Here is a 25,207-nt window from a genome sequence, read left to right on the forward strand (position 1 = left end):
TCGGTTTGGCGCCGTGTTTACCTTGCTCATTGGCGCGATTTTGATGTTGGCGTTTGCTGTCAGCAAAAAAGCGGATAGGTTTGGTGCAAACCAGCGAGGATTGTCGAATGAGGGAAAAGGACAACGAGGCCTTGTCCAGCGGTCCGGCCGGTCAAGAGTCCGACTCCCGCAACCGCGCGCGCCTCAGAAATGTTTCCCGTTCGCTGCCAGTCGCCCTTCTCCGGACGCGAGAAGCGGTGATGCGGCAGTTTCGCCCGGTGTTGAGATCGGTCGATCTCACCGAGCAGCAGTGGCGGGTGCTACGGGCCCTCGATTCGGTACCGGAGATCGACGCCACAGGCCTCGCCATGGCGACATTCCTGCTTCCACCCTCGCTGTCGCGGATCCTGCGCGACCTGGAAAAGAGGCATCTCATCAGCAGGCGACCCGACCCCGCCGACCTCAGGGCCTGGCTGATCTCGTTGACGCCCGAGGGCAAGAAAGTGGTCGATGCGGCCGGAGTCCGGGCCGAAACGATCTACGCGGCGATAACGGACCGGATCGGTCAGGAGCGACTCGACACGCTGATGCAACTCCTTAGGGATATCGAGCAGGACCTGAACGTGCCGTTGCTCGATGACGGCACCGAGACGGCCGCCTCGCAAAAGAAGTGACAGGAGGAGACATGCACAAGGCAGGGTTCAGCGGCGGCGTGTGGCTAAACGAGCCATCCCGCTGGAGCATTGACGGTGACCGATTGATGCTGACCACCGAGAACGAGACGGACTTCTGGCGAGAGACCTATTACGGCTTCGTGCACGACAACGGCCACGCCTATCTGCTGCCGGCCGACGATGGTTTTACCGCTCTCTTGCGCATTCGTGCCGACTACACCGCCAACTTCGACCAGGCCGGCCTGATGCTTTACCTCGACGACAGTCACTGGCTGAAATGCGGTGTCGAGCTGACCGATGGCGATCGTTTCCTGTCAGTGGTTGTCACCAACGGTCGCTCCGACTGGTCGGTGTGCCAGCCGTTCCGCGAACTCGACGATTTTCGCCTGCGCATGACCGTCAAGGACGGTTCGGTATTGGTTCATGCCTCTCGTGACGGCCATACCTGGTCGATGCTGCGGGTGGCGTCCTTCGCGTCGTCGGCGCGCTATCAGGTCGGCCCCATGGCCTGTTCACCGTCGCGGGCCGGACTGGAGGTCGCCTTCTCCGACTTCTCCATCGGTCCGGCCTCAACCGAGCCACTGCACGCCGAGATGTGAGGCGAAGGAGCTTCCGCATGACCGAAACACCCGCGATCCGGCTGACCGGCGTCGACAAGCTGTTCTCGACCGAAGCCGGCGGCACGGTAACTGCGCTCACCGACGTCGATCTCGACGTGGCGGCGGGGGAGTTCGTCGCGCTGATCGGCCCGTCCGGTTGCGGCAAGAGCACCATCCTGAGGCTCGTCTCCGGTCTCGACAAGCCGACAGGTGGAGCGGTGGTCGTTCATGGCGGCGAGCCGGAGGCGCTTGGCCGGGCCCACAAGCTGGGGTTCGCCTTTCAGGACGCGGCGCTGCTGCCGTGGCTCGACGTTCGCGACAACATCGCCATGCCCTTCCGCCTCGCCGGCATCGAGACGAACAAGGATCGCGTCGCGATGCTTATCGATCTCGTGGGGCTTGCCGGTTTCGAGCGGGCGCGACCGGACGAACTCTCCGGCGGCATGCGCCAGCGTGTCGCCATCGCCAGGGCGCTTGTGCTTGAACCGGAGGTGCTCCTTCTCGACGAGCCGTTCGGGGCGCTCGACGCGGTGACGCGACGGCAGATGAATCTGGAGCTGCAACGCATCTGGAGCGCTACGCAGACGACGACCCTTCTGGTCACGCACGCCGTCGACGAAGCCCTGTTCCTTGCCGACCGCGTGCTGGTGATGAGTCCGCGCCCCGGCCGTGTCGTAGAGACGGTACTGGTACCCTTCGGCCGGCCGCGTGCTTCGGCGCTCCTCCGCGAGCCTGACTTCCACATCCTGGAGGACCGGTTGACCGAAGCGCTCATCCCGAATGTCTACAGCGAACCGGAACGCATCCAGCCTATTGCGTAGCCGCTCTCGAAACGCTAGGTAATCCCTCACGTTTCGGTCGCGGGGCATAGCGCAGTCTGGTAGCGCACCTGCTTTGGGAGCAGGGGGTCGCAAGTTCGAATCTTGCTGCCCCGACCAAACGGCGGCCCTCGATCGCGGTCCCGCGGCCGGCGGGCTGGGATGGCGATAGAGGAGAAGGGCCAAGATGACGGCGCGAATCTACAAGCCTGCCAAGACCGCCATGCAGTCCGGACGCGGTCGCACGGAGCGTTGGCTGCTGGAGTTCGAGCCCGAGAAGCCCAAGACCATCGAGCCGCTGATGGGCTACACCTCGTCGCGCGACATGAAGCAGCAGGTGCGCCTTTCCTTCGACACGCGCGAGGAGGCGATCGCCTACGCTGTGCGAGAGGGCCTCGCCTATCAGGTGATGGAGCCCAAGGAGCGGACGCCGAAGAAGCTCTCCTATTCCGACAATTTCAAATATTCCAAGGCCGAAACCTGGACGCATTGACGCGTTCGCCCCCCCGCCACACCACAGGGGCGATCGGCCCAACGGCTCCATAGCTCAGCTGGATAGAGCAGCCGCCTTCTAAGCGGCAGGTCGCAGGTTCGAGCCCTGCTGGAGTCGCCACTTCCATCGCAACTGCTCGCCCTTTGTTGAGGCCGCTTGCAGGCTTGGCTTATTGCCGAGGTGTCCATGACTTTCGGGTCACGGCGCGGTTGTTTCCAGTTTGAATACCAAGAAAACCGCTCTCATTCGAAATTACGCCAAGCGTGTTGATTGCGGATTGACTCGGAACCATTCCCGGTAGTTGTGTCTCGTCGATTTCCAAAGGGACTTGGGGTACAATCTTGAAGCGCTATTCGGTTTTGGCCGTCGCGTCTGCGGCGGTGGTTCTATCTGGCTGCGTTACGGTCGAGAAGACGTCGTTTGCCAAGCAAGCCGGACAGGAAGTCCTTGTCCGCTCCGGACGAGACGCCATTCTGTCGCAGACGGGATCCACGCAGCTCATCGTCGCTCCGGCCTCTCGCACGGAGAAAATGCCGAGGCCCACCTATGTGGCGCTGATCAGGAACACTGGGAACAAGCCGGTCACGCTGCGCTACTCTGACATTTCCGTCGTCCAGACCGACACCGGCAAGCCGCTCAAGGTGTGGACCGTCGACGAGTTGCAGTCCGAAGCTCGCGGACAAGCCATTGCTCTGGCCATTCTCGGCGGCGTGGCAGGCGTTGCAAGCGGATACTATTCTGGCTCGGGAACCGTCAACGGCCAACACTACACCTACAGCGGCTACAATGGCGCCGCAGGCTCGGCCATCGCTGGCGCCAACGTGAGGTCCGCCGCAGCCGAAGGGGAGATCAATGTCGCCGCCCTCGAAAACAACATGTTGATGGACAACACGATTCTGCCCGGTGAGTCGTATGGCGGCGCATTCGTGTTCGACGCGGCCAAAGTGGCCAAGACGTCCGATCCAAAGCAGTACACGATAACCTTCAAGATCGGGCCCGACGTCCACAAGATTCAGCTGGCGGTCACCAAGGAGAAATCGAAGTAAGTCCAGATCCGCTTTTGCCGCCGCCGGGGCGATCAGTCTTCGGCGGCGCCTTTCGCCGGCTATCACGCCTGTTGCCTTGTCGACGCCTTCGTTACCGGCGACACGGCAGAGTGCACGAGCACACAAGGAAGGCAGGAGCAAAGGTGATGGATCTGGAACGCATTGGACGTCGTTTGTTCCAGATGGCGGGCGTGATCTCGTTCGTCGTGATCGCAGTGCTCTCCGTCCTGCCCGGCGCCGACCGCCCGCATGTCTTCTCCTCGGGCAACGTCGAACACGTCCTAGCCTATGCCGGAGCTGCCTTCTTCGCTTCGTCGCTGCCTACCCTTCGCGGATGGCGGGTCGTGCTGCTGCTTTCCGCCGCCTCGCTGTTGTTCGAAGGCATCCAGATACTCATCCCCGGCCGAGGCCCCGGCCTCGACAACTGGATCGCCTCGACACTCGGCGCCATCGTCGGGTTGGCCCTTGGCCGCGCCTTCGTCACCGTGGCGCGCACCACGTTGGCGATCGTCTCGCGCTGAATCTCAGCTCGCCGTCACGAGTTCCACGCCCGACTGCCGAAGCGTCGTGGCCAGCTTCTCGGGCGGCGAGGCATCGGTGACGAGCGCATCGACATCCCGCCACGGCGCGTAGCGCGAGGGGAAGATGGCGTCGAACTTGGAATGGTCGGCCACCACCACGCTTTTGGCAGCACGCGCCACCATGGCCGTGTAGACGGCGCCGCATTCGAGCAGCGCTTCCGACGGGCCGTCGGCGGCGAGGCCCGACGCACCGGTGATGGCGTAATCGGCGTAGAAGTTGCCGAGGAAAGATACCGTGTGCACGCCGACCGTGGCGCCTTCGCTGGAGTGATAGTCACCAGGCAACATCAACACCTTGATGGTCGGGTTGAAGGCCAGAACCGTCGCCACACCGAAGGAATGGGTGATGACGGTGATGTTCTTCATCTCCACGGCTATGCGGCGGGCAACGTGAACCGTGGTGGCGCCGGACCCGATCATCAGCACATGGCCATCGCCAACGACCTTCAGGGCGGCGCGCGCGATACGCTGGCGCTCATCGACGAACAGGCTGTGACGTTCGGTGACCGACGGCTCGCTGGAAAGCGGCCGCACGGCGCCGCCATAGGTCCTGTTGAGCAACCCTTGCGTCGTCAGCTCGTCGAGGTCGCGCCGAATGGTCTCGGTGGAGACGCTTAGCCGACGGGCGAGCTCGGCGACGCGCAGCGACGGACTTGAATCGAGCTCCGCCAGAATCTGCGTCTGCCGCGATGATTTGGTCCGCTTCATGCTGCGCGCCATAGTTCTATCCGACCGACCGGCTCGACGCCGATTCGGCCATCCTATTGGTTTCCGAGGTTTTCAGGTCGCGGGGACCACGGTCAAGGTGTCATATGAGCTGCCTCGACCGCCGACGGGCTTCCTCCCCTTGGCAGGCGCTCCGCTTCGGCCGGAGAAGTAGCTTTCGCAACCTCACCCTTCTCTCGCCCGCAACTCGGAGCGCCGTTTGAGAAGGACACGAACAAGACCTCCCCCCAGCAAAAGCGCCGCCGCCGTGAGCGTGCTCATGGTGCCGAGCGCCGGCACCATGGGCGTATATCCGGCCACCATCTTGGAGTAGAGCCACTTCGGGATCGTCGAGTCGGCGCCGGCCGTGTAGAGCGACAGCGGAAAGTTGCCCCAGGAGAGCAGGAAAGCGAACAGCGCGCCCGACCAGATGCCCGGCCAGAGGATGGGCAGCGTCACCGTGCGAAGGGTGAAGAGGCGCGAGGCGCCGAGGTCGCTCGCCGCTTCCTCCAGCACCGGATCGAAGCTGAACACCTGGATGGCGATCACCAGCGTCACCACCGGCACGATCCAGACGAGGTGGGCGACGACGGCGGTCTTCCAGCTGGGGCTGATGCCAAGCGCGTTGAACCAGAGCAACAGCGCGAGGCCGAGCACCGGCTGCGGAAAGAAAATCGGCAACAGCAAGAGGCGCTGGAAGGCGCGGCGCCCTTTCCAGGGATAGCGGGCGAAGGCCAATGCCCCGAAGAAGGCGAAGAGAACGCTGAGCACGGTGACGATCAGCGCGATCAGTACCGAGTTCTGGACGAGAACGTGGATCTCGAAGGAATCCCAGGTCTTGCCCCACCACTCGGTGGAGAAGATCCGGATCGGGAAGGAGAAGTAGCGCCCCTTGGAAAGCCCGGCCAGTGCGCCGCAGGCGATCGGCAGGTAGATCGCCAGCACGACGAAGGCGGTCCAGGCGCGGATGAGGAAATGAGTGCGAGTGCGGCCGACAGTCTGCATGGCTCAGCGCTTTCCGAGGATCTTGTCGAGGTCGAGCCGAGACATGGCAGTGAGCGCCAGACCGGAGACGATGAGAACGAGGATGAGAGCAAGCGCCGATCCCATCGGCCAGTTCTGGGCGTAGGTGAAGGCAACCTCGATATCCTGGGTGATGGTGATTACCGACTGTCCGCCGAGGATCTTGGCCTCCGCCACCGCGCCGGCGGCCAGCACGAAGGTCAATAGAGCACCGATCAGGATGCCGGGCATGGCGAGCGGCAGTTCCACCTCGCGCCATATCATCAGCCTGGAGGCGCCAAGATCACGTGCCGCATCGACGAGATCGCGCGGAATCATGGCGATGCCGAGCGTCATTGGAAACAGCATGAACGGCAGATAGACGTAGACCATGCCGAAGAGCGTGATGCCCGGCGTGTAAAGAAGATCGGGGCCGCCGGGGAAGCCGAGCCATTTCAGAGCGCCGTCGAGGACACCGTTCTTGATGAAGAACAGCACCCAGCCGTAAAGGCGGACGTTTTCGGACACGAACAGCGGAAAGACGAACAGCACCGACACAAGGCCGGACCACTTGCCGAACACCTTGTTGAGCCCGAAGGCGATGGGGTAGCAAACAACGAGAAGGATGGCCACGCAGGCAAAGGCCAGCGCCAGCGCCCAGACGAAAGACGTCCAGACCGTGTTGTTGGCATCGAAGATCGCCGCGAAGTTCTGAAGCGTGAAGGAGCGGAAAACGTCGAAGCTCTTTGGCGTCGCAAAGGCATAAGCGGCAACCGTGACCAGCGGCGCAAGAAAACCGGCGACGAGCAGGACAAGCACCGGCAGCGAGGCACGAAGGCCGGGCGACAGTTTCGGTGCCGGTGCGGACAGGGAGTTCTCGGCCATGTCAGCCTCCCACCACGATGGCGTTGCCGGCATCCCAGCCGATCGTCACCTCTCCATCGCCCTTCCAGGCGGCGGCACGAGGCACCTCGATCAGGAAGGTGCGCCCGGTGCGACTCCTCACCTGATATTGCAGGCGTGAGCCCAGCGAGTACTCGTTGAAGATGGTACCGGTGAGCGTGTTGTCGGCGCCGGCCTCTTCGGTCACGAAGCGCATGTATTCGGGGCGGATGACGACGCTGGCCTCGTCGCCGGCGATATCGAGGCTCGACGGCACCGCCACCGGCTTGCCGTCGCGGCGCAGCCAGCCGCCATCGGCGCGACGGATCGGGACGATGTTCACCTCGCCGAAGAACTCTGCGACGAACCGGTCGGCCGGGGTCGTGTAGATCTGTTCGGGCGTGCCGATCTGCACCACCTTGCCGGCCCGCATGACACCGATGCGGTCGGACATCACCATCGCCTCTTCGAGCGAGTGGGTGATGTAGACGAAGGTCTTGCCGCTTTCGCGGTGCAGATCCTTGAGCTCCTTTTCCAGGAGCTTCTTGAGCTTGTAGTCCAGAGCGGACAGCGGTTCGTCGAAGAACAGGACGTCGGGGTCGTAGGCGAAAGCGCGCGCCAGCGCCACGCGCTGCTTCTCGCCGCCCGAACACAGCATGACGTTCTTGGAATAGTAGTCCTCGGGCAGGCGAACCTTGGCCATCAGCTCGAGTGCCCGCTTGCGCCGCTCTTCCGGGGCCATCTTTCGGACGCGCAGCGGAAACTCGATGTTGTCGCCCACGGTCATGTGCGGGAAGAGCGCCAGGGACTGGAAGACGAGGCAGGTCGGCCGCCGGTTGGACGGCACGTCGTTGATCAGCTCGCCGCGCAGCGTGATGTAGCCCTCGCTCGGGCTTTCAAGGCCGGCCAGCATCCGGAGCAACGTCGTCTTGCCCGACCCCGAAGGGCCGACGATCGTCACGAACTCCCCCTCTTCGATGTCAAGGCTGATGCCGTCGACCGCTGCGAAGCCGTCGAACACCTTGCGAACGTCGACAAGCTGCAGCACCGGTCGCGGCGACTTCTGGGCGACGAGTGAATCGGAGGCGGGAGAGGCGGCGACAGACGACATGAGCGAGCGACCCTGAAAGCAAACCTGAGGAAAGCCGTCCGCCGCGAGCGGCGGACGGTGTTGTTCGGGTGGAAGATCAGCCGCGCTGGCGCTTGGCGCCGAGCATGATCTCCAGTGCCTTGTCATAGTCGGGCACGATGTCGTACTCGGCCGAGCGAGCCATTTCCTCTTCGACGCTGTCCCACTGGATGGCGTCAAGTTCGTCCTTGGTGAACAGGTCGAAGCAGGCCTTGTTGCCCATCTGGGCCACCGGGTTGAAGGTGCCCTCGGCGAAGGCCACGGTGTGCGCCACTTCCGGATCCTGAACGTATTCGAGGAACTGGGTGGCGAGCGGCGACAGCTGCGGATTGTTGACCGTCGAAGTGATCTCGATCCAGGCCACGCCGCCTTTGCCGTCGATCGGTCCCTTCAGCGGCGTGACGGCGCGAAGGTTCGGATAGCCGTCGGCACGAGCCGGGGACACGGAGTAGGTGCCGCCGGTGAAGTGCAGGTCGATTTCGCCGGAAATCAGGGCCTGGTTCATGGTGGCGATGTCGCCGATCATCTTGGCACCCTTGAAGATGCGAACGGCGGTCTCCTCGAATGCCTTGAAGTCGGCATCCGTGTGCTCGACGAAGGGGTTGATGCCGGCGGTCAGGAAGATATCGAAGACGTTCCAGTCGTCGGATTCGAGGATGCCGTATTTGCCAGCTAGCGACGGGTCGTTGAAGAGGTTCCAGCCCTGCTCCTCGGCGGTAGCCCGGCTGATCTTGTCGGTGTTGACGACGAAGGAGTAAGGTCCGAAGCGCTGGGCCATGCCGAGCAGATCCTTGCCGTCGTCGCTCATCGCCCAGCGGTAGGGCGCCTTGAACTCGGGCAGCATCTTGTCGAAGTAGGGCTCGAAGGTCTCACGCGGCAGCGGCTTGATCAGGCCGGCCGGCGCCATGACCTTGCGCGCCCAGGGATTGTTGACATTGATCAGATCCCAGACGGCGGTCTCGCCAGCCCGGAGGCGGTTGATCATCGTCGGATCGTTGGTGAGGCTCTCGGCCTTCACCGTCGCGCTCTTGGCCGCCCGGAACGGGTCGAGCACCTGCGCCGAGTTGTAGCCCTCCCAGCAGAGAATGTTGAGCTCGCTTTCGCGGGCGGCGAAGGCACGGCTCGCGGACACCAGCGGGCCGGCGAAAGCCGCCGCCCCCATCATCTGCAACATGTTGCGCCTGGACATCGGACCCATCGGAAAATCCTTTCCTGCTGACGGTTGGTCTGTTCCCATTTGTTATGTTGGAAGTCTGTCGCAAAAATGTGTTGTTTACAACATCAATTTCGTTGGGCATGTTGACCTCAACGAAGGGCAGCCGTGCGGTAGGCGGGACGCTCGCCGGGTTGCAGACACAGGATATATACCCGCCAAAATCCCTTGTTTCCGGGGTAAATATCATGTTCACCGCATACCGCATCTTTTTTGACCTTCTGCTGCCGCAGGCATGACCGATATGCCGGATTTTTGGTCAAACAACGAGAGAAGGTGGAACTAAATGTTGCAGTCACTACATGGAAGGACAGTGATCGTCACCGGCGGGAGCCGGGGTATCGGCAAGGGAATTGCCCTTCGTTTCGGTGAGGCCGGCCTCAACGTCTTGGTTGTATCGCGAAGCGAGTCCGACGCTTCGGCCGTCGCAAAGACGATTGGACCGAACGCCAGCGGCTTCGGCGCCGACGTATCGACGCCGGAGGGATGCGCGGCGATGGCCAAGGCGGCGGTCGATCGCCATGGCTCCATCGATGTCCTGTGCGCCAATGCCGGCATCTTTCCCGCCGCCAAGCTGTCCGAAATGACGGCCGCCGATTTCGACCACGTCATTTCCACCAATCTCCGCTCCACCTTCCTCAGCGTGTCGGCCGTGCTTCCGGCGATGACAGAAGCCGGCCGAGGCCGCATCGTGCTGACATCGTCGATCACCGGCCCGGTCACCGGTTATCCGGGATGGTCGCACTACGGTGCGAGCAAGGCCGGCCAGCTCGGCTTCATGCGCACGGCGGCGATCGAACTGGCGCCAAAGGGCATCACCGTCAACGCCGTGCTGCCGGGCAACATCTTCACCGAGGGTCTTGAGGGGATGGGACCGGACTACATCGCCAAGATGGAGGCGTCGATCCCGCTGAAGCGACTGGGCACGGTGGCCGACATCGCCAACGCCGCCCTGTTCTTTGCGTCCGAAGAGGCAGCCTACATTACCGGCCAGACCATCACCGTCGACGGCGGGCAGATCCTGCCGGAAAGCCTCGGCGCGCTGGAAGCGATGGAGGGCTGAGTTGTTCAGGAGGAGCGGCGCTTGGCAGCGCCGTTCCTCCGACTTCCGCCGGTTCAGCGGTCCGCCAAAATCGCCTTCAGCGTCTCGACAAAGAACTCGGCATTCTCCCTCGAAAAGCAGAGCGGCGGCCGGATCTTCAGTGTGCTGCCCCAGAGTCCGGCAGCGCCAATCAGGACGCCGCGCTCCTTCATGGCATTGATGACGAAGGTGGCTAGCCCCTGATCGGGCCGGCCGTCGTCATCGACGAAGTCGAGACCGATGAACAGACCGGCTCCGCGCACGGCCCCGATATCGCGACGATTGCCCATCACCGTCAAAAGGTTTGCCTTGAAATAGGCGCCGACGTCGCGAGCATTGTCGATGAGCCCCTCTCCGTCGATGACGTCAAGCACCGCCGAACCGGCGGCGGCTGCCACCGGATTGCCGCCGAAGGTGTTGAAGTAGCCGGTCTCCTCGCAGAACAGCGACAGAAGGTCCGGCCGAGTGACGACGCCGGCCATCGGGAAACCGTTGCCCATCGGCTTTCCCATCGTGACGACGTCGGGAACGATGCCGTGACGCGAGAAGCCCCAAAGGCCGCCGCCAGTCCGACCGAAACCGGGCTGCACTTCGTCGGCGATGAAGAGACCACCGGCCTTGTGGGCGACATCGACCGCCGACTTCAGGAAGCCCGGAGGATCGGCGAAGATTCCGTCGGAGGAAAAGATGGTATCGACAATGACAGCGGCAAAGCCGACGCCATTCGCTTCGAGATCGTCGATCGCGGTCTGAAGATTGTTCGCAAAGAAGGCGGCGACATCGCCGCCCGGCGCCTGGGCCGGGTCAGGCTCGGGTATGACGCGCACGAAGTCCGGCACAGGCTTCGACTTCATCGATGATGGCGAGATGGCGGTCACGTGTTGGGTGTTGCCATGGTAGGCGGCGCGGGTGACGACAAACCCGCGCTTTCCCGTCGCCGCCTCGGCGATCCGCATGGCAAGGTCGTTACTCTCCGAGCCGGTACAGGTCATGGTGAGGTTGGTGAGCGGCGGCGGAAACCGCGACAGCAGCTTTTCCGCGTAGGCCTCGACCGGCTTAGTCAGGTAGCGGGTGTGGATGTTGAGGACGGCTATCTGCCTGGCCACCGCCTCGGCGACAGCCGGATGGGAATGGCCGATCGATGGCACGTTGTTGTAGACATCAAGGTAGCGCCGCCCCTCGGCGTCATACATGAAGACGCCTTCCGCCCGCACCATCTCGATCGGCTCCTTGTAGAAGAGCACCGACGACGCGCCGAAGGTGGCCTGACGTTTGGCGACACGCTCCGCCAGCTCCGGCGCCAGCGCCGTCCCCTCCGAAGCCTCGAAGCGATTGAGGGCGAGAATCTGCTTGGTCGGACTCATGCCACACCCTTCAGGAAATCGGCGGCGAGATAGCGGTCGGCGAGGTCGATGGTGCCGGCGGTGTAGGCCGCCCCCATGGACTGTGCCGTCGGCGTTTCGGAATGCGAAGCGATCCAGGCGGTGAGCTGCATCCGCCTCAGCATCACCAGCATGGGCAACGCCGCCGCCTGCTCCGGATCGAGCGGGGCGAGGCGCGCATAGCCATCGAGCCAAGCCGCCATCAGCTCGGGGATAAAGGGCTCGGTTTCCATGAAAGAAATCGAAGCGGCAAAGTCGTAGGCAAACCAGGAGAAGCCGCAATCGTCGAAGTCGATGACGCCCAGTCGGTCGCCATCCACCAGGAGATTGGCGGCGCGCATGTCAGCGTGGATCAAGCCAAAACGATCGGGCGAAGTGCCGAAGGAGGCTGTTTCCTGCTGGAGCCGGGCCGCCACCCTTTCGAGCACCGAACGGCCGACATCGTCCAGGCCAAGCGCAGCGCGCCAATCGCCCCAATAGGCGTTCGGGCCGATGATAGTATCGAACGTCCAGGTCTTGCGAGTAAAGCCAGCCGGCGGCGACCACGCTCGACTATGAGCGTGGAGACGGGCGGAGATCTCGCCGAGATGGCCGTACCACCTCGCAAGATCGCCGGCCTCGTCGGGGGCCTTACCGTTCATGAATTCGAACGCCACGACATTGCGATGCGTTTCGCCGTCGAAAAAGGTGGCGAGCAGCCGTCCGTCTCTTGCGTGAATCGGCGCCGGCGTGGCGATGATGCCCGCCTCCCTTAAAGCCTCGATCCATTGCAGTTCGGACGATATCTCTTCATCGCTGTGGTAAGCCGGGCGATGTACGCGCAAGATCTTGCGTCCGCCACCCTGAGCATCGTCCACCATGAAAGTGGCGTTCTCGGAAATGGTCAGCAGCGATAATCCCGCTGTTTCATCGATATTCCAAGTCGGTAGCGCTGAACGCAGGCCACCTTCGAGACGGGCGAGAAAGGCATCATGGTAGAGCATGCTGGCCGGATCCGTGCAGGACTATATTTGCAGATGCAACAACATCAATGTTGGAATTGCAACATTAAAAAGCGGGCAGACACTGCCTGCCACACCGGCAAGCCACACATTTTCGCCTTAAAAGCAATCCCCGGGGAGCCGTGCTCCCCGGGGATGCAAGTCTAGACCCAAACGATCGGGCAATGGCTCAGCGAGCAGCCGTCCAGCCCTTGTAGTCGGCCACGTTCTCGCGAGTCACGAGCTTGGACGGCAACAACGTCACCTGCTGCTCGGGCTTCTTGCCATTGAGCAGATCGATGCCGATCTGCGTGGCGAGCTGCGCCATGGCATAGGGATCCTGGCTCGACGAGGCGAGGACGAGGGACGAGGTGTCCTTCAACTCGGCTTCGATGTCGGGCGCGCCGTCGACGGCCGTGATGAACAGGTCGGTGCGATTGGCCTGCTTGGCGGCAAGGCTGGCGCCGATACCCGTCGGGTCGTTGATGGCGAACACGGCATCGATCTTCTCGAAGCGGGTCAGCATCGACTGCATGACGTTGAGACCGCCGTCGCGCGAGCCCTTGGCGTCCTGATCGTCGGACAGCACGTTGATGCCGGAGTTGGCGCCGAACACCTTCTTGCAACCGACGACGCGGTCGATGACGGCCGACACCTGCGGGCCGTTGATGATGACGACGTCACCCTTTCCTTCCAGCTTGTCGACGATGTACTGGCAGGCGATCTCGCCGGCCTGGACGTTGTCGGTGGTCACGGTGGCATCGGCGCCCTCGGCGGCGGTGTCAACGGCGACGACCGGAATGCCAGCGGCCTGAGCGCGGGCGATAGCCGGGGCCACAGCCTTCGGATCGGCCGGATTCAGGAGGATCAGGTCGACGCCGGCGGCGATGAAGTTATCGATCTGGGTGAACTGCTTGTTCATGTCGTAGTCATAGCCGAGGGCGGTGACTTCGACGTTGGGATTGATCTCCTTGGCCTTGTCCGTCGCGCCGGTGGCAAGGGCGACGAAGAACGGATTGCCCATGGAACCGAGCGAAATACCGATCTTGTTGAGGTCCTTGGCCGAGGCGACGCCGGTGAAAGCAACGGCGGCGGCGGCGGCGAGCAGAATGCTGCGAGACTTCATGACTACGTTCCTCCTTGGGATGCCGGCTGGGCCTGGCGGATCTCCTCCCGCCTGACGCGCCTGCTATGTCCGGCCGGCCGCGAGGCGGTCCCGCCGGTGGATTGCAGGGGTGGCATGGCTACCGGCCTCTACCGGCGATACACCACCCCAGATGCGGAGGCGGGGACAGCCCGCCGCCGAATTTCTGGGACTGGGCGAGGCACTCTGCCCAGTCCTCGTTTCCGAGCATCTGCCCGGTCCGAAAAGACTCCGGCTTTTCGGACCGACGGCTCAGGTGCGCGCCCCGCCCTGCGAACGGACGCGGTCGAGCGCCACGGCAATGATGATGACGAGGCCCTTGATGATGTACTGCCAGATGTCGGAGACGCCGATCAGCACGAGGCCGTTGGACAGCACGGCGATGATCAGCGCGCCGATCAGCGTGCCCCAGATGGAGCCGACGCCGCCGGTGAACGACGTGCCGCCGAGGATGACCGCCGCGATGGCGTCGAGTTCGTAGGACTGGCCGAGCTGGGTGCCGTTGGCGGCGAACAGGCGGGCCGCGCTCATCACGCCGCCGAGGCCGGCCATCAGGCCCGAGAAGCCGTAGACGAACAGGAACACCGCCCAGACCTTGATGCCCGAGAGGCGGGCGGCGCTCTCGTTGCCGCCGGTGGCGTAGATATGCACGCCGAGCACCGTCCGCCGCAGGATGATCCAGGTGACGATCACCGACAGGAAGGCGATGATCACCAGCCAGGGAATGCCGAACAGGTAGCCGTTGCCGATGAAGGCGAAGGGCAGGTGCGAGTTGAAGACGGTGGTGTCGTTGCCGAGCAGTCGGGCGACACCGCGCACGGCGGTGAGCGAGCCGAGGGTCGAGATGAACGGCGGCAGGCCGATGAAGGCGACCAGCGAACCGTTGATGAGGCCAAACACCAGGCCGGCGAACAGCGCCAGCGGAATGCCGATCATGCCCATGTCGGGAATGAGCGATCCGATCACCGCCACCATGGCCGACGCGGCGAGGATGGAGCCGACCGAGAGGTCGATGCCGCCAGTCAGGATCACCGCCGTCATGCCGCAGGCGAGCACGGTGTTGATCGACGCCTGCTGGGTCACGATGGAGAGGTTCTGTGGTGAGATGAAGCGGCCTGACATCAGCTGGAAGGCGATGCCGAGCAGGATCAGGATCGGCAGCATGCCGACGGTGCGAATGATCTGCTGGATGAGGACCTGACGATTGGCGGCGGCCTTCTCACGGGTGAGATCGGTGGCCGAGGTTTCCTGGGACATGGCGGTTCCCTTGCTTTCGTTTCTTGTGGCTTCAGGCAGCAGGCGCGCTCGGTTGAGCGAGGCCGGCGGCCAGGGCAATGATGTTTTCCTGGGTGATCTCGATACCGGTGGTGCCGCCGACCTCGCCGACGATGTGCCCCTCGCGCATCACCAGCACGCGATCGGCGATGCCGACCACTTCCGGCATCTCCGAGGAGATGACCAGCACGCCGACGCCCGCCTGCACGAGGTCGTCGATGATGCGGTAGATCTCCGACTTGGCGCCGATGTCGACACCGCGTGTCGGTTCGTCGAGAATGAGCACGCGGGGCCGCGTCTCCAGGAGGCGCGATAGCAGAACCTTCTGCTGGTTGCCGCCGGACAGCGATCCCACCTCGACGATCGGACCGGCGACGCGGATCGACAGTGCCTTGATGGCATCGACGGCACGCGCCCGGGCCTTCCTGAGGTTGAGAAACCCTCCCCCGCTGGCGTCGCGCCCAATCACTTGCAGGTTGACATTTTCCTGCACTGTCATGTCGAGGAACAGGCCCTGTCCCTTGCGATCCTCGGTGAGGTAGACGATGCCGGCATTGACGGCCTGGATCGGTCTATTGATGTCGAGCGGCTTGCCGTCAAGTTCGATGCTGCCGCTCTTGCGGGTGTCGGCGCCGTAGATCAGGCGGGCAAGTTCCGTCCGTCCCGACCCCACCAGACCAGCCAGACAGAGAACCTCGCCCTGATGCAGCTCCAGGGAACAACCGCGTACGCGGTGACCGTCGCTCACGTCGCGTACCTTGAGGATGACCTCGCCCCGGCTGCCCTTGGCGTCGTGGTCCTTCTTGTAGAACTTGGAGAGGTCGCGACCGACCATCATCTTGACGAGTGTCTCGGCGTTGAGTTCGTCCCGCGTCAGGGTGCCGACATAGCTGCCGTCGCGCAGCACCGAGCAGCGATCGGCCAGCTCGTAGACTTCGGCCATGCGGTGCGAGATGTAGATGATGGCGAGGCCGTCGGCGCGCAGCGTGCGGATGAGATCGAACAGCTTGTCGGTCTCGCGCGAGGACAGGGCGGTGGTCGGCTCGTCCATGACGAGGATGCGGGCATTGGCGTGGATGGCGCGGGCGATCTCCACCATTTGCCGCTCGGCGATGGACAGCGTCGAGACGATGGTTGTCGGCCCGAAGGTGGCGCCGAGGCGGTCGAGCACGCCCTTGCAGTCGGCGCGCATGCGGGCTCGATCGACCTGACCGCCCGACGACAGTTCGCGACCGAGGTAGATATTCTCGGCCACCGTCAGGTTGGGCGACAGGCTGAGCTCCTGGTAGATGACGGCGATGCCCTTCGTCTTGGCGCTGAGCGGGCCGTCGATATGGATGACTTCGCCATTGATGCGCAGTTCACCGCCGGAATCGGCCCGGTAGGCGCCCGAAAGAATCTTCATCAGCGTCGACTTGCCGGCGCCATTCTCTCCCATCAGGGCATGGACCTCGCCAGGGTAGACGGTCAGCTCGACATTGGCGAGCGCCTTCACGCCCGGAAAGGTCTTGGAGATGCCGCGCATCTCGAGGATAGGTGTCGTCTCAGGCGCGGACGGCATAGTCTCTGAACTCCCTGAACATGGGCGCCGTACCGGTCAGGATCGACGAGCGCGGCGAAAAGTTGAAGAAGAGTGGCAGCGTGGCGGCACCAAGGGCGCCGGCGCGAGCTCCGAACGAGCCCTCGAGCACGTTTGCGACGGGCACGCTTTCCGGCGTGGCGGCGCCAAGCGCTTCGGCAAGACGCTCGACGATGATCTCGATGAGCCCGCAATCGAGATCGCCCTCAAGAACGACCTGATCGACGTCAAGCGCCGCCGTGGTGGAAAGGATGGCAGGAACAAAGGCGGCGACGGCGTCATCGATCCATTCGTCGAACGCGACCGGCCGGGGCTGGCGACGGAAGAGGTCGCCGATCTCGGCCAGCGTATCGACGACATGACCGTGCCAGCGCAAATGGCGGCGAAGTCCAGCCAAAGACGTCCGGGTGAGCAGCACGTCGCAAGAGCGTTCGGGCCTAGGCGCCGATGGCAGCATCGACGCCGGCACAGGCATCATGGCGAAGTCGCCCGCATTGCCGCGACTGCCGCGCAGGCAGTCGCCATCGAGCACAATGCCGCCGCCAACAGCCCCCCCGATGAAGAGATAGATGAAGTCCGATCGTGCCCGGCCATGTCCGTAAAACAACTCGGCAATGGCAGCGGCGTTTCCGTCGTTCTCAACGAAAACGGGGATGCCGGTCTCCGCTTCGAGCGCTGCGCCGAAATCGAAATCGTCCCACAAGCGGAAGGAGTTGGCCGGCAGTTCCAGCTCGCGCAGCCAGCTTCCGAGATGATAGGGCTGGGCGAGACCGATGCCGGCAAGCCGCTCCCAGCGCTCCGGCCCGATCTCCTCTTCCAGCGACTTGATGTCATCGGCTACGATCGCCAGCATGTCCTTTGGTGGCGGCAGCAGCGTATCGTGCGACCGGCTGGCAAGAATGTGCCCTCCGAAATCGACACACACCGTCTCGCAGCCAACACGGTCGATGCGAACGCCGATGGAGTAGGCGCCCTCGGGCGCCAGCGCCAGCATGGTTGCCGGCTGGCCACGCTGCCCTTCACGCTTCTTGCCAAGTTCGACCACGAGGCCGGCGGAGGCGAGAAAGGCGATAATGGCGCCAATGGCATTGTTGGTAAGTCCGGCCGCACGAGCAAGGTCTGCTTTGGACGCCTCGCCAAACCGGCGTAGCGCCTGCAGTACGATCCGCTCGTTATAGAGACGAACCTGAGCAGAGTTCGACCCCTGCCCGGTCCGCATCGTGCGGGCCGACATTCTCACTCCCCCGGAACAGAGCAAAGCAACCGACTTGTCGACTGTTGAAGGTGGCGACGACGGCCTCCCAACCGTCGTCGCCCAGCCGAGGCAAGTTCTCCCGCGCTTCCCTCGATTAATTAATTCACGATGAAGAACCTAGGTCCGATGTGCGAGACCGTCAATTCAGCCAAAAGAATGAAAGACATCCGGTTGACGCGACGGACAGATTGCCGCATCGCGCGCAGGCACGGTAGGTAACAATTATGAATTGTTTCAAGCGAGATGACGGTCAGACGAGCCGCCTGAACGCAACGTTTCGAGCAAGCCAGCAACCGAGGGTGAGCCCCTCGACGGCGCCGCTCGCCGCGCGGCGAACCTGCATCGTCCAGTCGCCCGGTGCCGGCGCATCCATGCTGCGCGGCGTTGCCAGCTTCCAGACATCGCCGGCAAACGGTCGGATCTGGTGCATTGGTCCGCGACCGAGAAACCCATCGAAGCGGCCGGCAAAGGCAGGTCCAACGGCTTCGATCTCCAGAACCGAGTCGGTTTCCGCCGACCAGTAGCGGCCGGCGATGTCCGCCAACGGGGTGCCGACAAGCCGCGCCGCCAGACCACGAAGATTGTCACCCGGGCGCTCCAGGCGCAAACCGTCGCCCTCGCGGGAAAGGTTCATCCCCACCGAACGCGCCGCACCATCCTCACCAAGCGACAGCACCTCGGCACCCCCACCCATGTTGGCCAGGACGGCATTGCCATGGGTGATCACTTCGACCGAAAGCCCCGACTCCGGTTCAAGATAGGTGCCCGCCCACCCCTCTCCGACCGGCGCGCCATTGCGTGGCGACGACGGTCGACCGAGCGCCGCGCGCATCACGAAAAGCGCGGCAGCGTGAGCGTCGGCCTCGTGGTTGAACATGACGACGACCGACAGCCGCTCGGCCGCCGCGTGCAACCGGCGAATGCGGAAGCCCCGCAGCGCCCCGCCGTGACCGGTAATCGCGATATCGTCGATTCGATCGTGCGCAAGGCCCATGCCGTAGCGAGCCGGACCACCGTCGGCGAAAGCCGTCGGCGCCGACAGGCGGCGGTAGAGACCATTCGCATCGTTGCGAGTCCGATCGATGAAACCCTCCCAGGCGAGCATATCGTCAAGCGTCGCCGCCACGCCGGCATCCCCGGTCCAGAAGATGCGATTCGTCGCAGGGAACCAACCGAGCGCCGGACTGCCCTCGTAGCCGATCGTGCCGTTGAGCGGCAGCGCCGTGTCGGAGGCAAGACGGGCAGCGCTCATGCCGGCAGGCTCAAAAATGTGACGGCGGTAGAGCTCGGCAAGCGAACGTCCGGACTGGTCCTCAAGGAGATCCGAGAGGATGCGGTAGTTGCCATTGGAGTACGAGTACTGACTACCCGGCTCGAAATGGGTGGTCTTCATGCGGGCGAACAGCGGCCTCGCGTCCTCGCGGCGGAAGACACCCTCATGGTGAGCACCATGAAGGACGGTGAGTGCCCAGTAGTCGCGCAAGCCGGAGCGGTTGTCGCAGAGTTCGCGCACAGTCGGCCGTCGGCCCTGCAAGTTCGGCAGGAAGCCAGCAAGTCGATCATCAAACGCCGCGGGATCGCCAACGAGATCGAGCAACACGCCGCAGGTCATCTGCTTGCTGATGGAGCATATCGGAAGGAGGCGGGATGGCGTCATGGCCAGGCCTGCGTCCTGATCGGCGTAACCCCACGCCTCCCGAACGATGACCTCGCCATCCTTCATCACGCCGACCGTGCCACCCGCCCCCTTGAAACGCTCCGGCAGGGAGGCCACGGCGGCGGCAAGGGCGGCACGATCTATCGATGACATCTTCACTCTTCCTTCGGATTGACCAAGCGCAGCTAAGGCAGCAAACCCTTGCCGCGCAAGGCCGTTCCAGCCGAAGTTCGTTCTCTCAGTGCGACATTGAGGACCGATGCGCCCATCCGGTCATGCGCTTCTCCACCCAAGCCATGATCGAATACATGACGATACCCTCGACGGCGAGCGCCAGCAGACCGGCAAAGACGAGGGGGACGTTGAACTGGCTCTGAGCCGAGCTCATCAGATTGCCGAGGCCGTAGTTGGAGGCCACCGTCTCCGACACCACCGAGCCGACGAAGGCGAGCGTGATCGCCACCTTCAGCGAGCCGAAAAAATACGGCATCGAGCGAGGGATTCCCACTTTCAGCATGATGTCGAGCTTCTTGGCGCCAAGCGCCCGGAGCACATCCTCGGTTTCCGGTTCGATCGTGGCGAGACCGGTGGCGACGTTGACGACGATCGGGAAGAAGGAAATCAGAAAGGCCGTCAGCATGGCCGGCACGGCGCCGATGCCGAACCAGATGACCAGGATCGGCACAACGGCAACCTTCGGCACGGCGTTGAAGCCGATCATCAGCGGATAAAGTCCGGCGTAGATCACCTTCGACCAGCCGATAAAGAGCCCGAGTGCCAGTCCGCCGACCACCGCCATCAGAAAGCCGAGCGTGGTGGTGTAGAGAGTCTGCAGCGAGTTTTTCCAGAGCGGCGACCAATACTGGTAGAAGGCGGCGAAGATGCGCGAGGGCGCCGGCAGGATGGTGTATGGCAGATCGAAAATCCGGACCGCCGCCTCCCAGATGGCGAACAGTGCGATGGTGTAGAGCCAGGGGGACGCTTTCACCCAGTTAATGCGGGCGACCAGAGGCTTTGTCGGCTCGGGCTTCTGAATGTCCTCGACAACAGCGCTCATGCCGCCCTCCTCGCGTTTGCGATCTCGCCGTGCAGTTCGTGAACGACGTCGTTGAAAGCCTTGTCGTAAGTGATCTCCAAATCGCGCGGCCGGGCGAAGGGAACGCGGTGCTCGCGCAAGACGCGACCGGGACGCGCGCTCATCACCAGGATCTTGTCGGCGAGGAACACCGCCTCGCGCAGGTCATGCGTGACCAGAATGATGGTCACGTCCTGCGCGGCATGCAGGTCGCGGATGACACACCAGAGCTCTTCACGGGTGAACGCATCAAGCGCACCGAACGGCTCGTCCAGCATCAGGAGCTGCGGCTCATGGATCAGCGCGCGGCAGAGGTTGGCGCGCTGCTGCATGCCGCCGGAGAGCTGCCAGGGAAACTTCGACCCAAACCCCTTGAGGCCGACCACTTCGAGCAAGTGCTCAGCCTTCTCAACATACTCGGCCTTGTGAGCGCGCAGCCGCTTGCGGTGTTTCTCGACGATCTCCAGCGGCAGCAGGATGTTGTCGAGCGTGGTGCGCCACGGCAGCATGCTTGGGTTCTGGAAGGCCATGCCAACGATGCTCACCGGCTCGGTAACGTGTTGGCCGGCCACGATGACATTGCCCGCCTGGGGAATGTGCAACCCGGTGACGAGGCGCATCAGCGTCGACTTGCCGCAACCGGAGGGGCCGACGACGGCGGCGAACTCGCCCTTGTCAACCTTGAATGTGAGGTCGGCCACGGCCAGCGTTCCGCTCGCCCCGCCATAGCGCATGTCGACGTTTTCGATGGAGACGAGATGGGTCATGTGCCTCGCGTTTCAGGCTCGCTGTTCGGGGAAAGCGCGAGACCGGCCGAGAGGCCTCGACCGGTCCACATATCTTGATCAGGGCAGCATGCGTTCGCCTTCGGGCGGCAGGAAGCTCGCATCGAACACTTGGTCGGCAGCCACCGCACCCTTGAGGCCCATCGAGGTCTTCAGCGTTTCGATGGAAGCGGCGAGCCGCTCCGGATCGACGCCGCCCATGCCGTGTTCGACGACATAGGGAGTCTTGATGTTCTGGGCGTTGGCCATGGTGAGGCGTTCGAGTTCGATGTCTGGGTTCAGCGTCTCGTTGCGCTTCAGCACGGCATCGACACCCTCCTGCGGGTTTGCGACCGCGTCTGCGAAGCCCTTGGCAAGCGCCTTGAGCACGCCCTTTACCACCTCGGGATTGCTGGCCGCGAAATCGGTATTCACGGTGACGGTGTTGCCATAGAGGTTGAGGCCATGCTCGGCCATCAGGATCGGCGCGATGTCATCGGCCGGCACGCCCTGGGCCTTGAGGTTCAGGATCACCGAGAACGAGAAGCCGAAGACGGCGTCGACATCACCCTTGGCCAACATCGGTTCGCGCACCGGAAAGCCGACCGATTCAAGCGTGATCTTGCTGTCGTCGATACCGGCGACGGCCTTGAAGGCCTTCCACTGGGCAAAAGCGCCATCCGGCGGCGGCGCGCCAAGCTTCTTTCCTTCGAGGGATTTCGGATCGTCGGTAATACCGAGCGACTTACGGCCAACGATGGCAAAGGTCGGGCGATCATAGACCATGAAAACGCCCTTGATCTTCTGCGACGGGTCCTCGTCGAGCAGCTTGATCAGCGAGTTGATGTCGCCGAAGCCCATGTCGTAGGTGCCGGTGGCGACGCGCGAAATTGACTCCACCGAACCATTGCCGCTGTCGATGGTGACATCCAGCCCCTCGGCCTTGAAGTAGCCCTTGTCGAGAGCGAGCAGGAAGCCGGCCGCCGGCCCCTCGAACTTCCAATCGAGCGTGAACTTGACGGGTGTATCGGCAAAGGCAGCCGTTGCAGCGACGAGCGAAGCAACCCCAGCGAGGCCGACGAAAGCGACCCTCGCGGCGAGGCAGCGGGCGGATTTCAGCATGACGTTCCCCTTATAGGCTTGTAATGACGCCAGTTTGCCGGGGAAGTGGTCAGAAATGCAAGTCAAATTGCTCAATGTCTAAGCAAAATGCAATTCGCCTATATTTTAGACTGATCGCAAGGCCGATTTGCCCCTCACGTGAGCAGTCAGTTGTGGATAGCATCGGCAACCCACGTCAAGTTCCTTCACTGAAGGCCTGCATACCGCCAGTCCAGTTGCATCACAAAGCCAGCAGGAAGCTGTCGTCGGAAAACACCACCAACACTGACAGAGGCGGAAGAGCCCGTCCAACTCCGGTCGGTCAGGCCAAAACCCGCTTGAGTTGGAAGAGTCTGGATCGAGCGGAACGGCCGCGAGAACGCCCCTCGACCACCAAGACAGCAGCTCAGAACCGTGTATGCATGAGTTCGCGGCATGCGATGCCGGCGAGAACGGCAATCGGCCACGTAAAGTGCGATGAGGAGCGACATACGCCGACAGGAACACCTGGATCGGCGCCAGCCGAACCGACCACGCAAGAGTGGTCGATCGATACCGGGTCAACGAGGAGGCCACTCTCGCCGGCATCGATCGACCGACCCGACAAGACCAGGAGATGCGGCGGACCTGGCTTCACCGGGTTGTAGTTGGAAAGCAATTGTACTCTTTCCAAAATCTCTAGACTATCAACAATATTTTTCTACCGTTTTAACGAGTTATTTACAACAACATACAGGCCAAGCATCGCTTCTCGATACTTTAACCATAAAGAAGTAACCTTAATTCATGACTCGAAGTGTTCGCCGACAAGAGGATCAGAGACAGCCGATGAGTAGCACCAAGCCACTCATGCCACTGATTTTCAAAACAGGTTCGCCCCGAGAAGTCATCGACTCCTCGGCCATGGCCGACCATCGGCAAGCAAGACGCTCTGGGAGTGCCTGCGATCAGGCGGCGGCGAGCACGACCCGGTTCCGCCCCTCGGCCTTGGCGCGATAAAGGGCATTGTCGGCGCGCTTCAGCAGGGACTCCGGCGTGTCACCGTTGTGCAGGATATAGGCGGCGCCAACGGAAATCGTCACATCGACGAACTCCGCCCCGCCGTGAATGGCGAAGGGATCGCGGGCAATCTTGGTGCGAAGCCTCTCGGCAACGATGGAGGCGATGCCGTAGTCGGTTTCCGGCATCACGATCACGAACTCCTCGCCGCCAAAGCGACAGGGCAAGTCGAGCGCCCGCAGATTGCGGCGGATGCGAGTGGCGAACTCACGCAGGATCTCATCGCCGGCATCATGGCCGTGGGTGTCGTTGACCCGCTTGAAATAGTCGATGTCGATGATCAGAAGCGACAGATCGCCCTTCTTCTCGCCGGCGCGATCGACGAGTGCGGCAAGGTGCGAGTCCAGGTAGCGGCGATTGTATAGACCGGTCAGCGCATCGGTGATGGCAAGCTCCATGGTCTGCAGCACACTGGCGCGCAGCCGGTCGGTATAGCGCTTGCGGCGGATCTGGGTACGGCAACGCGCAATGAGCTCCTGGGCGTCCACCGGCCGGATCAGGTAGTCGTTGATGCCGAGTTCGAGGCCACGCGTCAGCCGGTTGCCCTCGTCAGGATCGGCGATCAGCAGGATCGGCAGCAAACGCGTCCTGTCCAGTGACCGCAACTGCGAACAAAGACGAAGCGCGTCGTAATCATCAAGCCCCATGGAAATCATGACGAGGTCATAATCGCCTTCGGCGGCACGGAACAACGCCTCCTGGGGATTGGTCTCGATATCGACCCCCATCTCGCTGGACAGTGCCTGGGCGATCCGCACGTATGCCGAGCGGCGATCCTCGACCAGCAGCACGCGACCGGGCGCGCGCGCAGTGAGATCGGCATAGGTCATTGCCCGGTCGAAGGCGACCGAACCCTGATTGGCCCTGAGATCGAGCTCGTCCGTGAGCTGCTTGAGGCGAACGAGGCTCTTCACGCGCGTGATGAGCTGGGTGTCGGAAACCGGCTTGGTGAGAAAATCGTCGGCGCCGGCCTCGAGGCCATGGACGCGATCGGCGGGCTGATCGAGCGCGGTGACCATGATCACCGGCAACTGGGTCGTCTTGGGATTGGCGCGAATGCGGCGACAAACCTCGAAACCATCCATCCCCGGCATCATGACGTCGAGCAAGACGATGTCATAGGTGGCGTTGTCGAGCATCGCCAGCGCTTCGGCGCCAGAAGTGGCGGTATGGACATCGAAATATTCGGCGGTAAGGCGAGCCTCCATGAGGCGCACGTTGACCAATATGTCGTCGACAACAAGAATACGCGCTGTCATCACACACTTCCGATCCGACCGGCGCTTATTGGTCGCCGATATACGTCCGCACCGTCTCGATGAACTTTGAAACTGAAATCGGCTTGGAGATATAAGCCTCGCAGCCCCCTTGGCGGATGCGCTCCTCGTCGCCCTTCATGGCAAAAGCGGTGACCGCAACCACGGGGATCGAGCGCAACTCGTCATCTTCCTTCAGCCACTTGGTGACCTCGAGCCCCGACACTTCCGGCAGCTGGATGTCCATGAGAATGAGGTCCGGCCGGTGGGTGCGCACCAGATCAAGAGCCTCGATCCCATTGCGTGTTTGAATCGTGCGATAACCGTGCGCTTCCAGGAGATCATGGAAGAGCTTCATGTTGAGCTCGTTGTCCTCGACGATGAGAACTGTCTTGGCCATTCGACTCTCTTTCCGCCTTGCGCACCGGTTTTGCCGGGTGCTTGGCGGTTTTCGTTCCGGCGCACTCGGCTCGTACGC

Annotated in this window: 24 protein-coding genes and 2 tRNA genes; 9 read left to right on the forward strand and 17 right to left on the reverse strand. The window is 62.9% G+C overall.

What is annotated here, in order from left to right; genetic code table 11:
• The first annotated feature begins 107 nt into the window (after positions 1-107).
• The 8 genes from hpaR (at position 108) to M4J40_RS15920 (ending at position 4,130) form a co-directional block, all read left to right on the forward strand.
• On the forward strand, positions 108-653 hold the full coding sequence (hpaR, locus tag M4J40_RS15885) for a homoprotocatechuate degradation operon regulator HpaR (RefSeq protein ID WP_251755331.1): 546 nt from the start codon (positions 108-110) through the stop codon (positions 651-653).
• Positions 654-664: 11 nt separating this feature from the next.
• Entirely contained in the window at positions 665-1,252 is a 588-nt protein-coding gene (locus tag M4J40_RS15890) for a DUF1349 domain-containing protein (protein ID WP_251755332.1), read from the forward strand.
• A gap of 17 nt (positions 1,253-1,269) precedes the next feature.
• Positions 1,270-2,073 (forward strand): ABC transporter ATP-binding protein, encoded by an 804-nt coding sequence (locus M4J40_RS15895; RefSeq protein WP_251755334.1) that lies wholly within the window; start codon positions 1,270-1,272, stop codon positions 2,071-2,073.
• A 40-nt stretch (positions 2,074-2,113) separates the two neighbouring features.
• Positions 2,114-2,190, forward strand: a tRNA-Pro gene (locus tag M4J40_RS15900).
• Between the two features lie 67 nt (positions 2,191-2,257).
• The gene (locus M4J40_RS15905) at positions 2,258-2,563 is read left to right on the forward strand and encodes an ETC complex I subunit (protein WP_026790850.1); all 306 of its coding nucleotides are present in this window, start codon (positions 2,258-2,260) and stop codon (positions 2,561-2,563) included.
• 43 nt (positions 2,564-2,606) lie between these two features.
• A tRNA-Arg gene (locus M4J40_RS15910) sits at positions 2,607-2,683 on the forward strand.
• Positions 2,684-2,904: 221 nt separating this feature from the next.
• Positions 2,905-3,609, forward strand: coding sequence for a hypothetical protein (locus M4J40_RS15915; RefSeq protein WP_251755336.1), 705 nt, complete (start codon positions 2,905-2,907; stop codon positions 3,607-3,609).
• Between the two features lie 146 nt (positions 3,610-3,755).
• Positions 3,756-4,130, forward strand: a complete 375-nt coding sequence (locus M4J40_RS15920) for a VanZ family protein (protein WP_251755338.1) — start codon at positions 3,756-3,758, stop codon at positions 4,128-4,130.
• A gap of 3 nt (positions 4,131-4,133) precedes the next feature.
• Here M4J40_RS15920 and M4J40_RS15925 read toward each other — a convergent pair whose 3' ends face one another.
• The 5 genes from M4J40_RS15925 to M4J40_RS15945 all read right to left on the reverse strand — a co-directional run bounded on the left by M4J40_RS15925 (position 4,134) and on the right by M4J40_RS15945 (position 9,106).
• A complete protein-coding gene (locus M4J40_RS15925) occupies positions 4,134-4,910 on the reverse strand; it encodes a DeoR/GlpR family DNA-binding transcription regulator (protein WP_251755339.1) in 777 nt (258 codons plus the stop codon).
• A gap of 171 nt (positions 4,911-5,081) precedes the next feature.
• The gene (locus tag M4J40_RS15930; RefSeq protein WP_251755341.1) at positions 5,082-5,900 is read right to left on the reverse strand and encodes an ABC transporter permease; all 819 of its coding nucleotides are present in this window, start codon (positions 5,898-5,900) and stop codon (positions 5,082-5,084) included.
• A 3-nt stretch (positions 5,901-5,903) separates the two neighbouring features.
• Positions 5,904-6,782 carry an ABC transporter permease gene (locus tag M4J40_RS15935; protein ID WP_251755344.1) on the reverse strand — a complete coding sequence of 293 codons (879 nt, stop codon included), beginning with the start codon at positions 6,780-6,782 and terminating at the stop codon, positions 5,904-5,906.
• Position 6,783: 1 nt separating this feature from the next.
• Positions 6,784-7,890: an ABC transporter ATP-binding protein gene (locus M4J40_RS15940; protein WP_251755346.1), complete on the reverse strand. Its 1,107-nt coding sequence runs from the start codon at positions 7,888-7,890 to the stop codon at positions 6,784-6,786.
• Positions 7,891-7,966: 76 nt separating this feature from the next.
• Entirely contained in the window at positions 7,967-9,106 is a 1,140-nt protein-coding gene (locus M4J40_RS15945) for a PotD/PotF family extracellular solute-binding protein (RefSeq protein WP_251755348.1), read from the reverse strand.
• Between the two features lie 301 nt (positions 9,107-9,407).
• Between M4J40_RS15945 and fabG the strand changes: the two genes are divergently transcribed.
• Positions 9,408-10,184, forward strand: coding sequence for a 3-oxoacyl-ACP reductase FabG (gene fabG / locus M4J40_RS15950; RefSeq protein WP_251755350.1), 777 nt, complete (start codon positions 9,408-9,410; stop codon positions 10,182-10,184).
• A gap of 53 nt (positions 10,185-10,237) precedes the next feature.
• Here the strand turns inward: fabG and M4J40_RS15955 are convergent, their stop codons facing one another.
• From M4J40_RS15955 to M4J40_RS16010, 12 genes are all read right to left on the reverse strand, one after another.
• Positions 10,238-11,566 (reverse strand): aspartate aminotransferase family protein, encoded by a 1,329-nt coding sequence (locus tag M4J40_RS15955; protein ID WP_251755352.1) that lies wholly within the window; start codon positions 11,564-11,566, stop codon positions 10,238-10,240.
• Positions 11,563-12,567, reverse strand: coding sequence for a phosphotransferase enzyme family protein (locus M4J40_RS15960; protein ID WP_251755355.1), 1,005 nt, complete (start codon positions 12,565-12,567; stop codon positions 11,563-11,565). The genes M4J40_RS15955 and M4J40_RS15960 overlap by 4 nt, the downstream gene beginning before the upstream one ends.
• Positions 12,568-12,754: 187 nt before the next feature.
• Positions 12,755-13,690 carry an ABC transporter substrate-binding protein gene (locus tag M4J40_RS15965; protein ID WP_251755357.1) on the reverse strand — a complete coding sequence of 312 codons (936 nt, stop codon included), beginning with the start codon at positions 13,688-13,690 and terminating at the stop codon, positions 12,755-12,757.
• A gap of 270 nt (positions 13,691-13,960) precedes the next feature.
• Positions 13,961-14,965: an ABC transporter permease subunit gene (locus tag M4J40_RS15970; protein ID WP_251755359.1), complete on the reverse strand. Its 1,005-nt coding sequence runs from the start codon at positions 14,963-14,965 to the stop codon at positions 13,961-13,963.
• A 31-nt stretch (positions 14,966-14,996) separates the two neighbouring features.
• Positions 14,997-16,544, reverse strand: a complete 1,548-nt coding sequence (locus M4J40_RS15975) for a sugar ABC transporter ATP-binding protein (RefSeq protein WP_251755361.1) — start codon at positions 16,542-16,544, stop codon at positions 14,997-14,999.
• Positions 16,528-17,796 carry an ROK family protein gene (locus M4J40_RS15980; RefSeq protein WP_251755363.1) on the reverse strand — a complete coding sequence of 423 codons (1,269 nt, stop codon included), beginning with the start codon at positions 17,794-17,796 and terminating at the stop codon, positions 16,528-16,530. The genes M4J40_RS15975 and M4J40_RS15980 overlap by 17 nt, the downstream gene beginning before the upstream one ends.
• 271 nt (positions 17,797-18,067) lie before the next feature.
• On the reverse strand, positions 18,068-19,627 hold the full coding sequence (locus M4J40_RS15985) for a D-aminopeptidase (RefSeq protein ID WP_251755365.1): 1,560 nt from the start codon (positions 19,625-19,627) through the stop codon (positions 18,068-18,070).
• Positions 19,628-19,712: 85 nt separating this feature from the next.
• The gene (locus M4J40_RS15990; protein WP_251755367.1) at positions 19,713-20,531 is read right to left on the reverse strand and encodes an ABC transporter permease; all 819 of its coding nucleotides are present in this window, start codon (positions 20,529-20,531) and stop codon (positions 19,713-19,715) included.
• Positions 20,528-21,316: an ABC transporter ATP-binding protein gene (locus M4J40_RS15995; RefSeq protein WP_251755368.1), complete on the reverse strand. Its 789-nt coding sequence runs from the start codon at positions 21,314-21,316 to the stop codon at positions 20,528-20,530. Before M4J40_RS15995 ends, M4J40_RS15990 begins: the two co-directional genes overlap by 4 nt.
• A gap of 78 nt (positions 21,317-21,394) precedes the next feature.
• Positions 21,395-22,435 carry an ABC transporter substrate-binding protein gene (locus tag M4J40_RS16000; RefSeq protein ID WP_251755370.1) on the reverse strand — a complete coding sequence of 347 codons (1,041 nt, stop codon included), beginning with the start codon at positions 22,433-22,435 and terminating at the stop codon, positions 21,395-21,397.
• Positions 22,436-23,361: 926 nt separating this feature from the next.
• Positions 23,362-24,732: a PleD family two-component system response regulator gene (locus M4J40_RS16005; RefSeq protein WP_251755372.1), complete on the reverse strand. Its 1,371-nt coding sequence runs from the start codon at positions 24,730-24,732 to the stop codon at positions 23,362-23,364.
• A gap of 25 nt (positions 24,733-24,757) precedes the next feature.
• Positions 24,758-25,129, reverse strand: coding sequence for a response regulator (locus M4J40_RS16010; protein ID WP_101290899.1), 372 nt, complete (start codon positions 25,127-25,129; stop codon positions 24,758-24,760).
• Between the last annotated feature and the right edge of the window lie 78 nt (positions 25,130-25,207).

This window comes from Pleomorphomonas sp. JP5, from assembly GCF_023721815.1.
Classification (GTDB): Bacteria; Pseudomonadota; Alphaproteobacteria; order Rhizobiales; family Pleomorphomonadaceae; genus Pleomorphomonas.

Coding starts and splice junctions, on each gene's coding strand:
- hpaR (WP_251755331.1), top strand. CDS start 108: ATGAGGGAAAAGGACAACGAGGCCTTGTCCAGCGGTCCGGCCGGTCAA.
- M4J40_RS15890 (WP_251755332.1), top strand. CDS start 665: ATGCACAAGGCAGGGTTCAGCGGCGGCGTGTGGCTAAACGAGCCATCC.
- M4J40_RS15895 (WP_251755334.1), top strand. CDS start 1,270: ATGACCGAAACACCCGCGATCCGGCTGACCGGCGTCGACAAGCTGTTC.
- M4J40_RS15905 (WP_026790850.1), top strand. CDS start 2,258: ATGACGGCGCGAATCTACAAGCCTGCCAAGACCGCCATGCAGTCCGGA.
- M4J40_RS15920 (WP_251755338.1), top strand. CDS start 3,756: ATGGATCTGGAACGCATTGGACGTCGTTTGTTCCAGATGGCGGGCGTG.
- M4J40_RS15925 (WP_251755339.1), bottom strand. CDS start 4,910: ATGGCGCGCAGCATGAAGCGGACCAAATCATCGCGGCAGACGCAGATT.
- M4J40_RS15930 (WP_251755341.1), bottom strand. CDS start 5,900: ATGCAGACTGTCGGCCGCACTCGCACTCATTTCCTCATCCGCGCCTGG.
- M4J40_RS15935 (WP_251755344.1), bottom strand. CDS start 6,782: ATGGCCGAGAACTCCCTGTCCGCACCGGCACCGAAACTGTCGCCCGGC.
- M4J40_RS15940 (WP_251755346.1), bottom strand. CDS start 7,890: ATGTCGTCTGTCGCCGCCTCTCCCGCCTCCGATTCACTCGTCGCCCAG.
- M4J40_RS15945 (WP_251755348.1), bottom strand. CDS start 9,106: ATGGGTCCGATGTCCAGGCGCAACATGTTGCAGATGATGGGGGCGGCG.
- fabG (WP_251755350.1), top strand. CDS start 9,408: ATGTTGCAGTCACTACATGGAAGGACAGTGATCGTCACCGGCGGGAGC.
- M4J40_RS15955 (WP_251755352.1), bottom strand. CDS start 11,566: ATGAGTCCGACCAAGCAGATTCTCGCCCTCAATCGCTTCGAGGCTTCG.
- M4J40_RS15960 (WP_251755355.1), bottom strand. CDS start 12,567: ATGCTCTACCATGATGCCTTTCTCGCCCGTCTCGAAGGTGGCCTGCGT.
- M4J40_RS15965 (WP_251755357.1), bottom strand. CDS start 13,690: ATGAAGTCTCGCAGCATTCTGCTCGCCGCCGCCGCCGCCGTTGCTTTC.
- M4J40_RS15970 (WP_251755359.1), bottom strand. CDS start 14,965: ATGTCCCAGGAAACCTCGGCCACCGATCTCACCCGTGAGAAGGCCGCC.
- M4J40_RS15975 (WP_251755361.1), bottom strand. CDS start 16,544: ATGCCGTCCGCGCCTGAGACGACACCTATCCTCGAGATGCGCGGCATC.
- M4J40_RS15980 (WP_251755363.1), bottom strand. CDS start 17,796: ATGTCGGCCCGCACGATGCGGACCGGGCAGGGGTCGAACTCTGCTCAG.
- M4J40_RS15985 (WP_251755365.1), bottom strand. CDS start 19,627: ATGTCATCGATAGATCGTGCCGCCCTTGCCGCCGCCGTGGCCTCCCTG.
- M4J40_RS15990 (WP_251755367.1), bottom strand. CDS start 20,531: ATGAGCGCTGTTGTCGAGGACATTCAGAAGCCCGAGCCGACAAAGCCT.
- M4J40_RS15995 (WP_251755368.1), bottom strand. CDS start 21,316: ATGACCCATCTCGTCTCCATCGAAAACGTCGACATGCGCTATGGCGGG.
- M4J40_RS16000 (WP_251755370.1), bottom strand. CDS start 22,435: ATGCTGAAATCCGCCCGCTGCCTCGCCGCGAGGGTCGCTTTCGTCGGC.
- M4J40_RS16005 (WP_251755372.1), bottom strand. CDS start 24,732: ATGACAGCGCGTATTCTTGTTGTCGACGACATATTGGTCAACGTGCGC.
- M4J40_RS16010 (WP_101290899.1), bottom strand. CDS start 25,129: ATGGCCAAGACAGTTCTCATCGTCGAGGACAACGAGCTCAACATGAAG.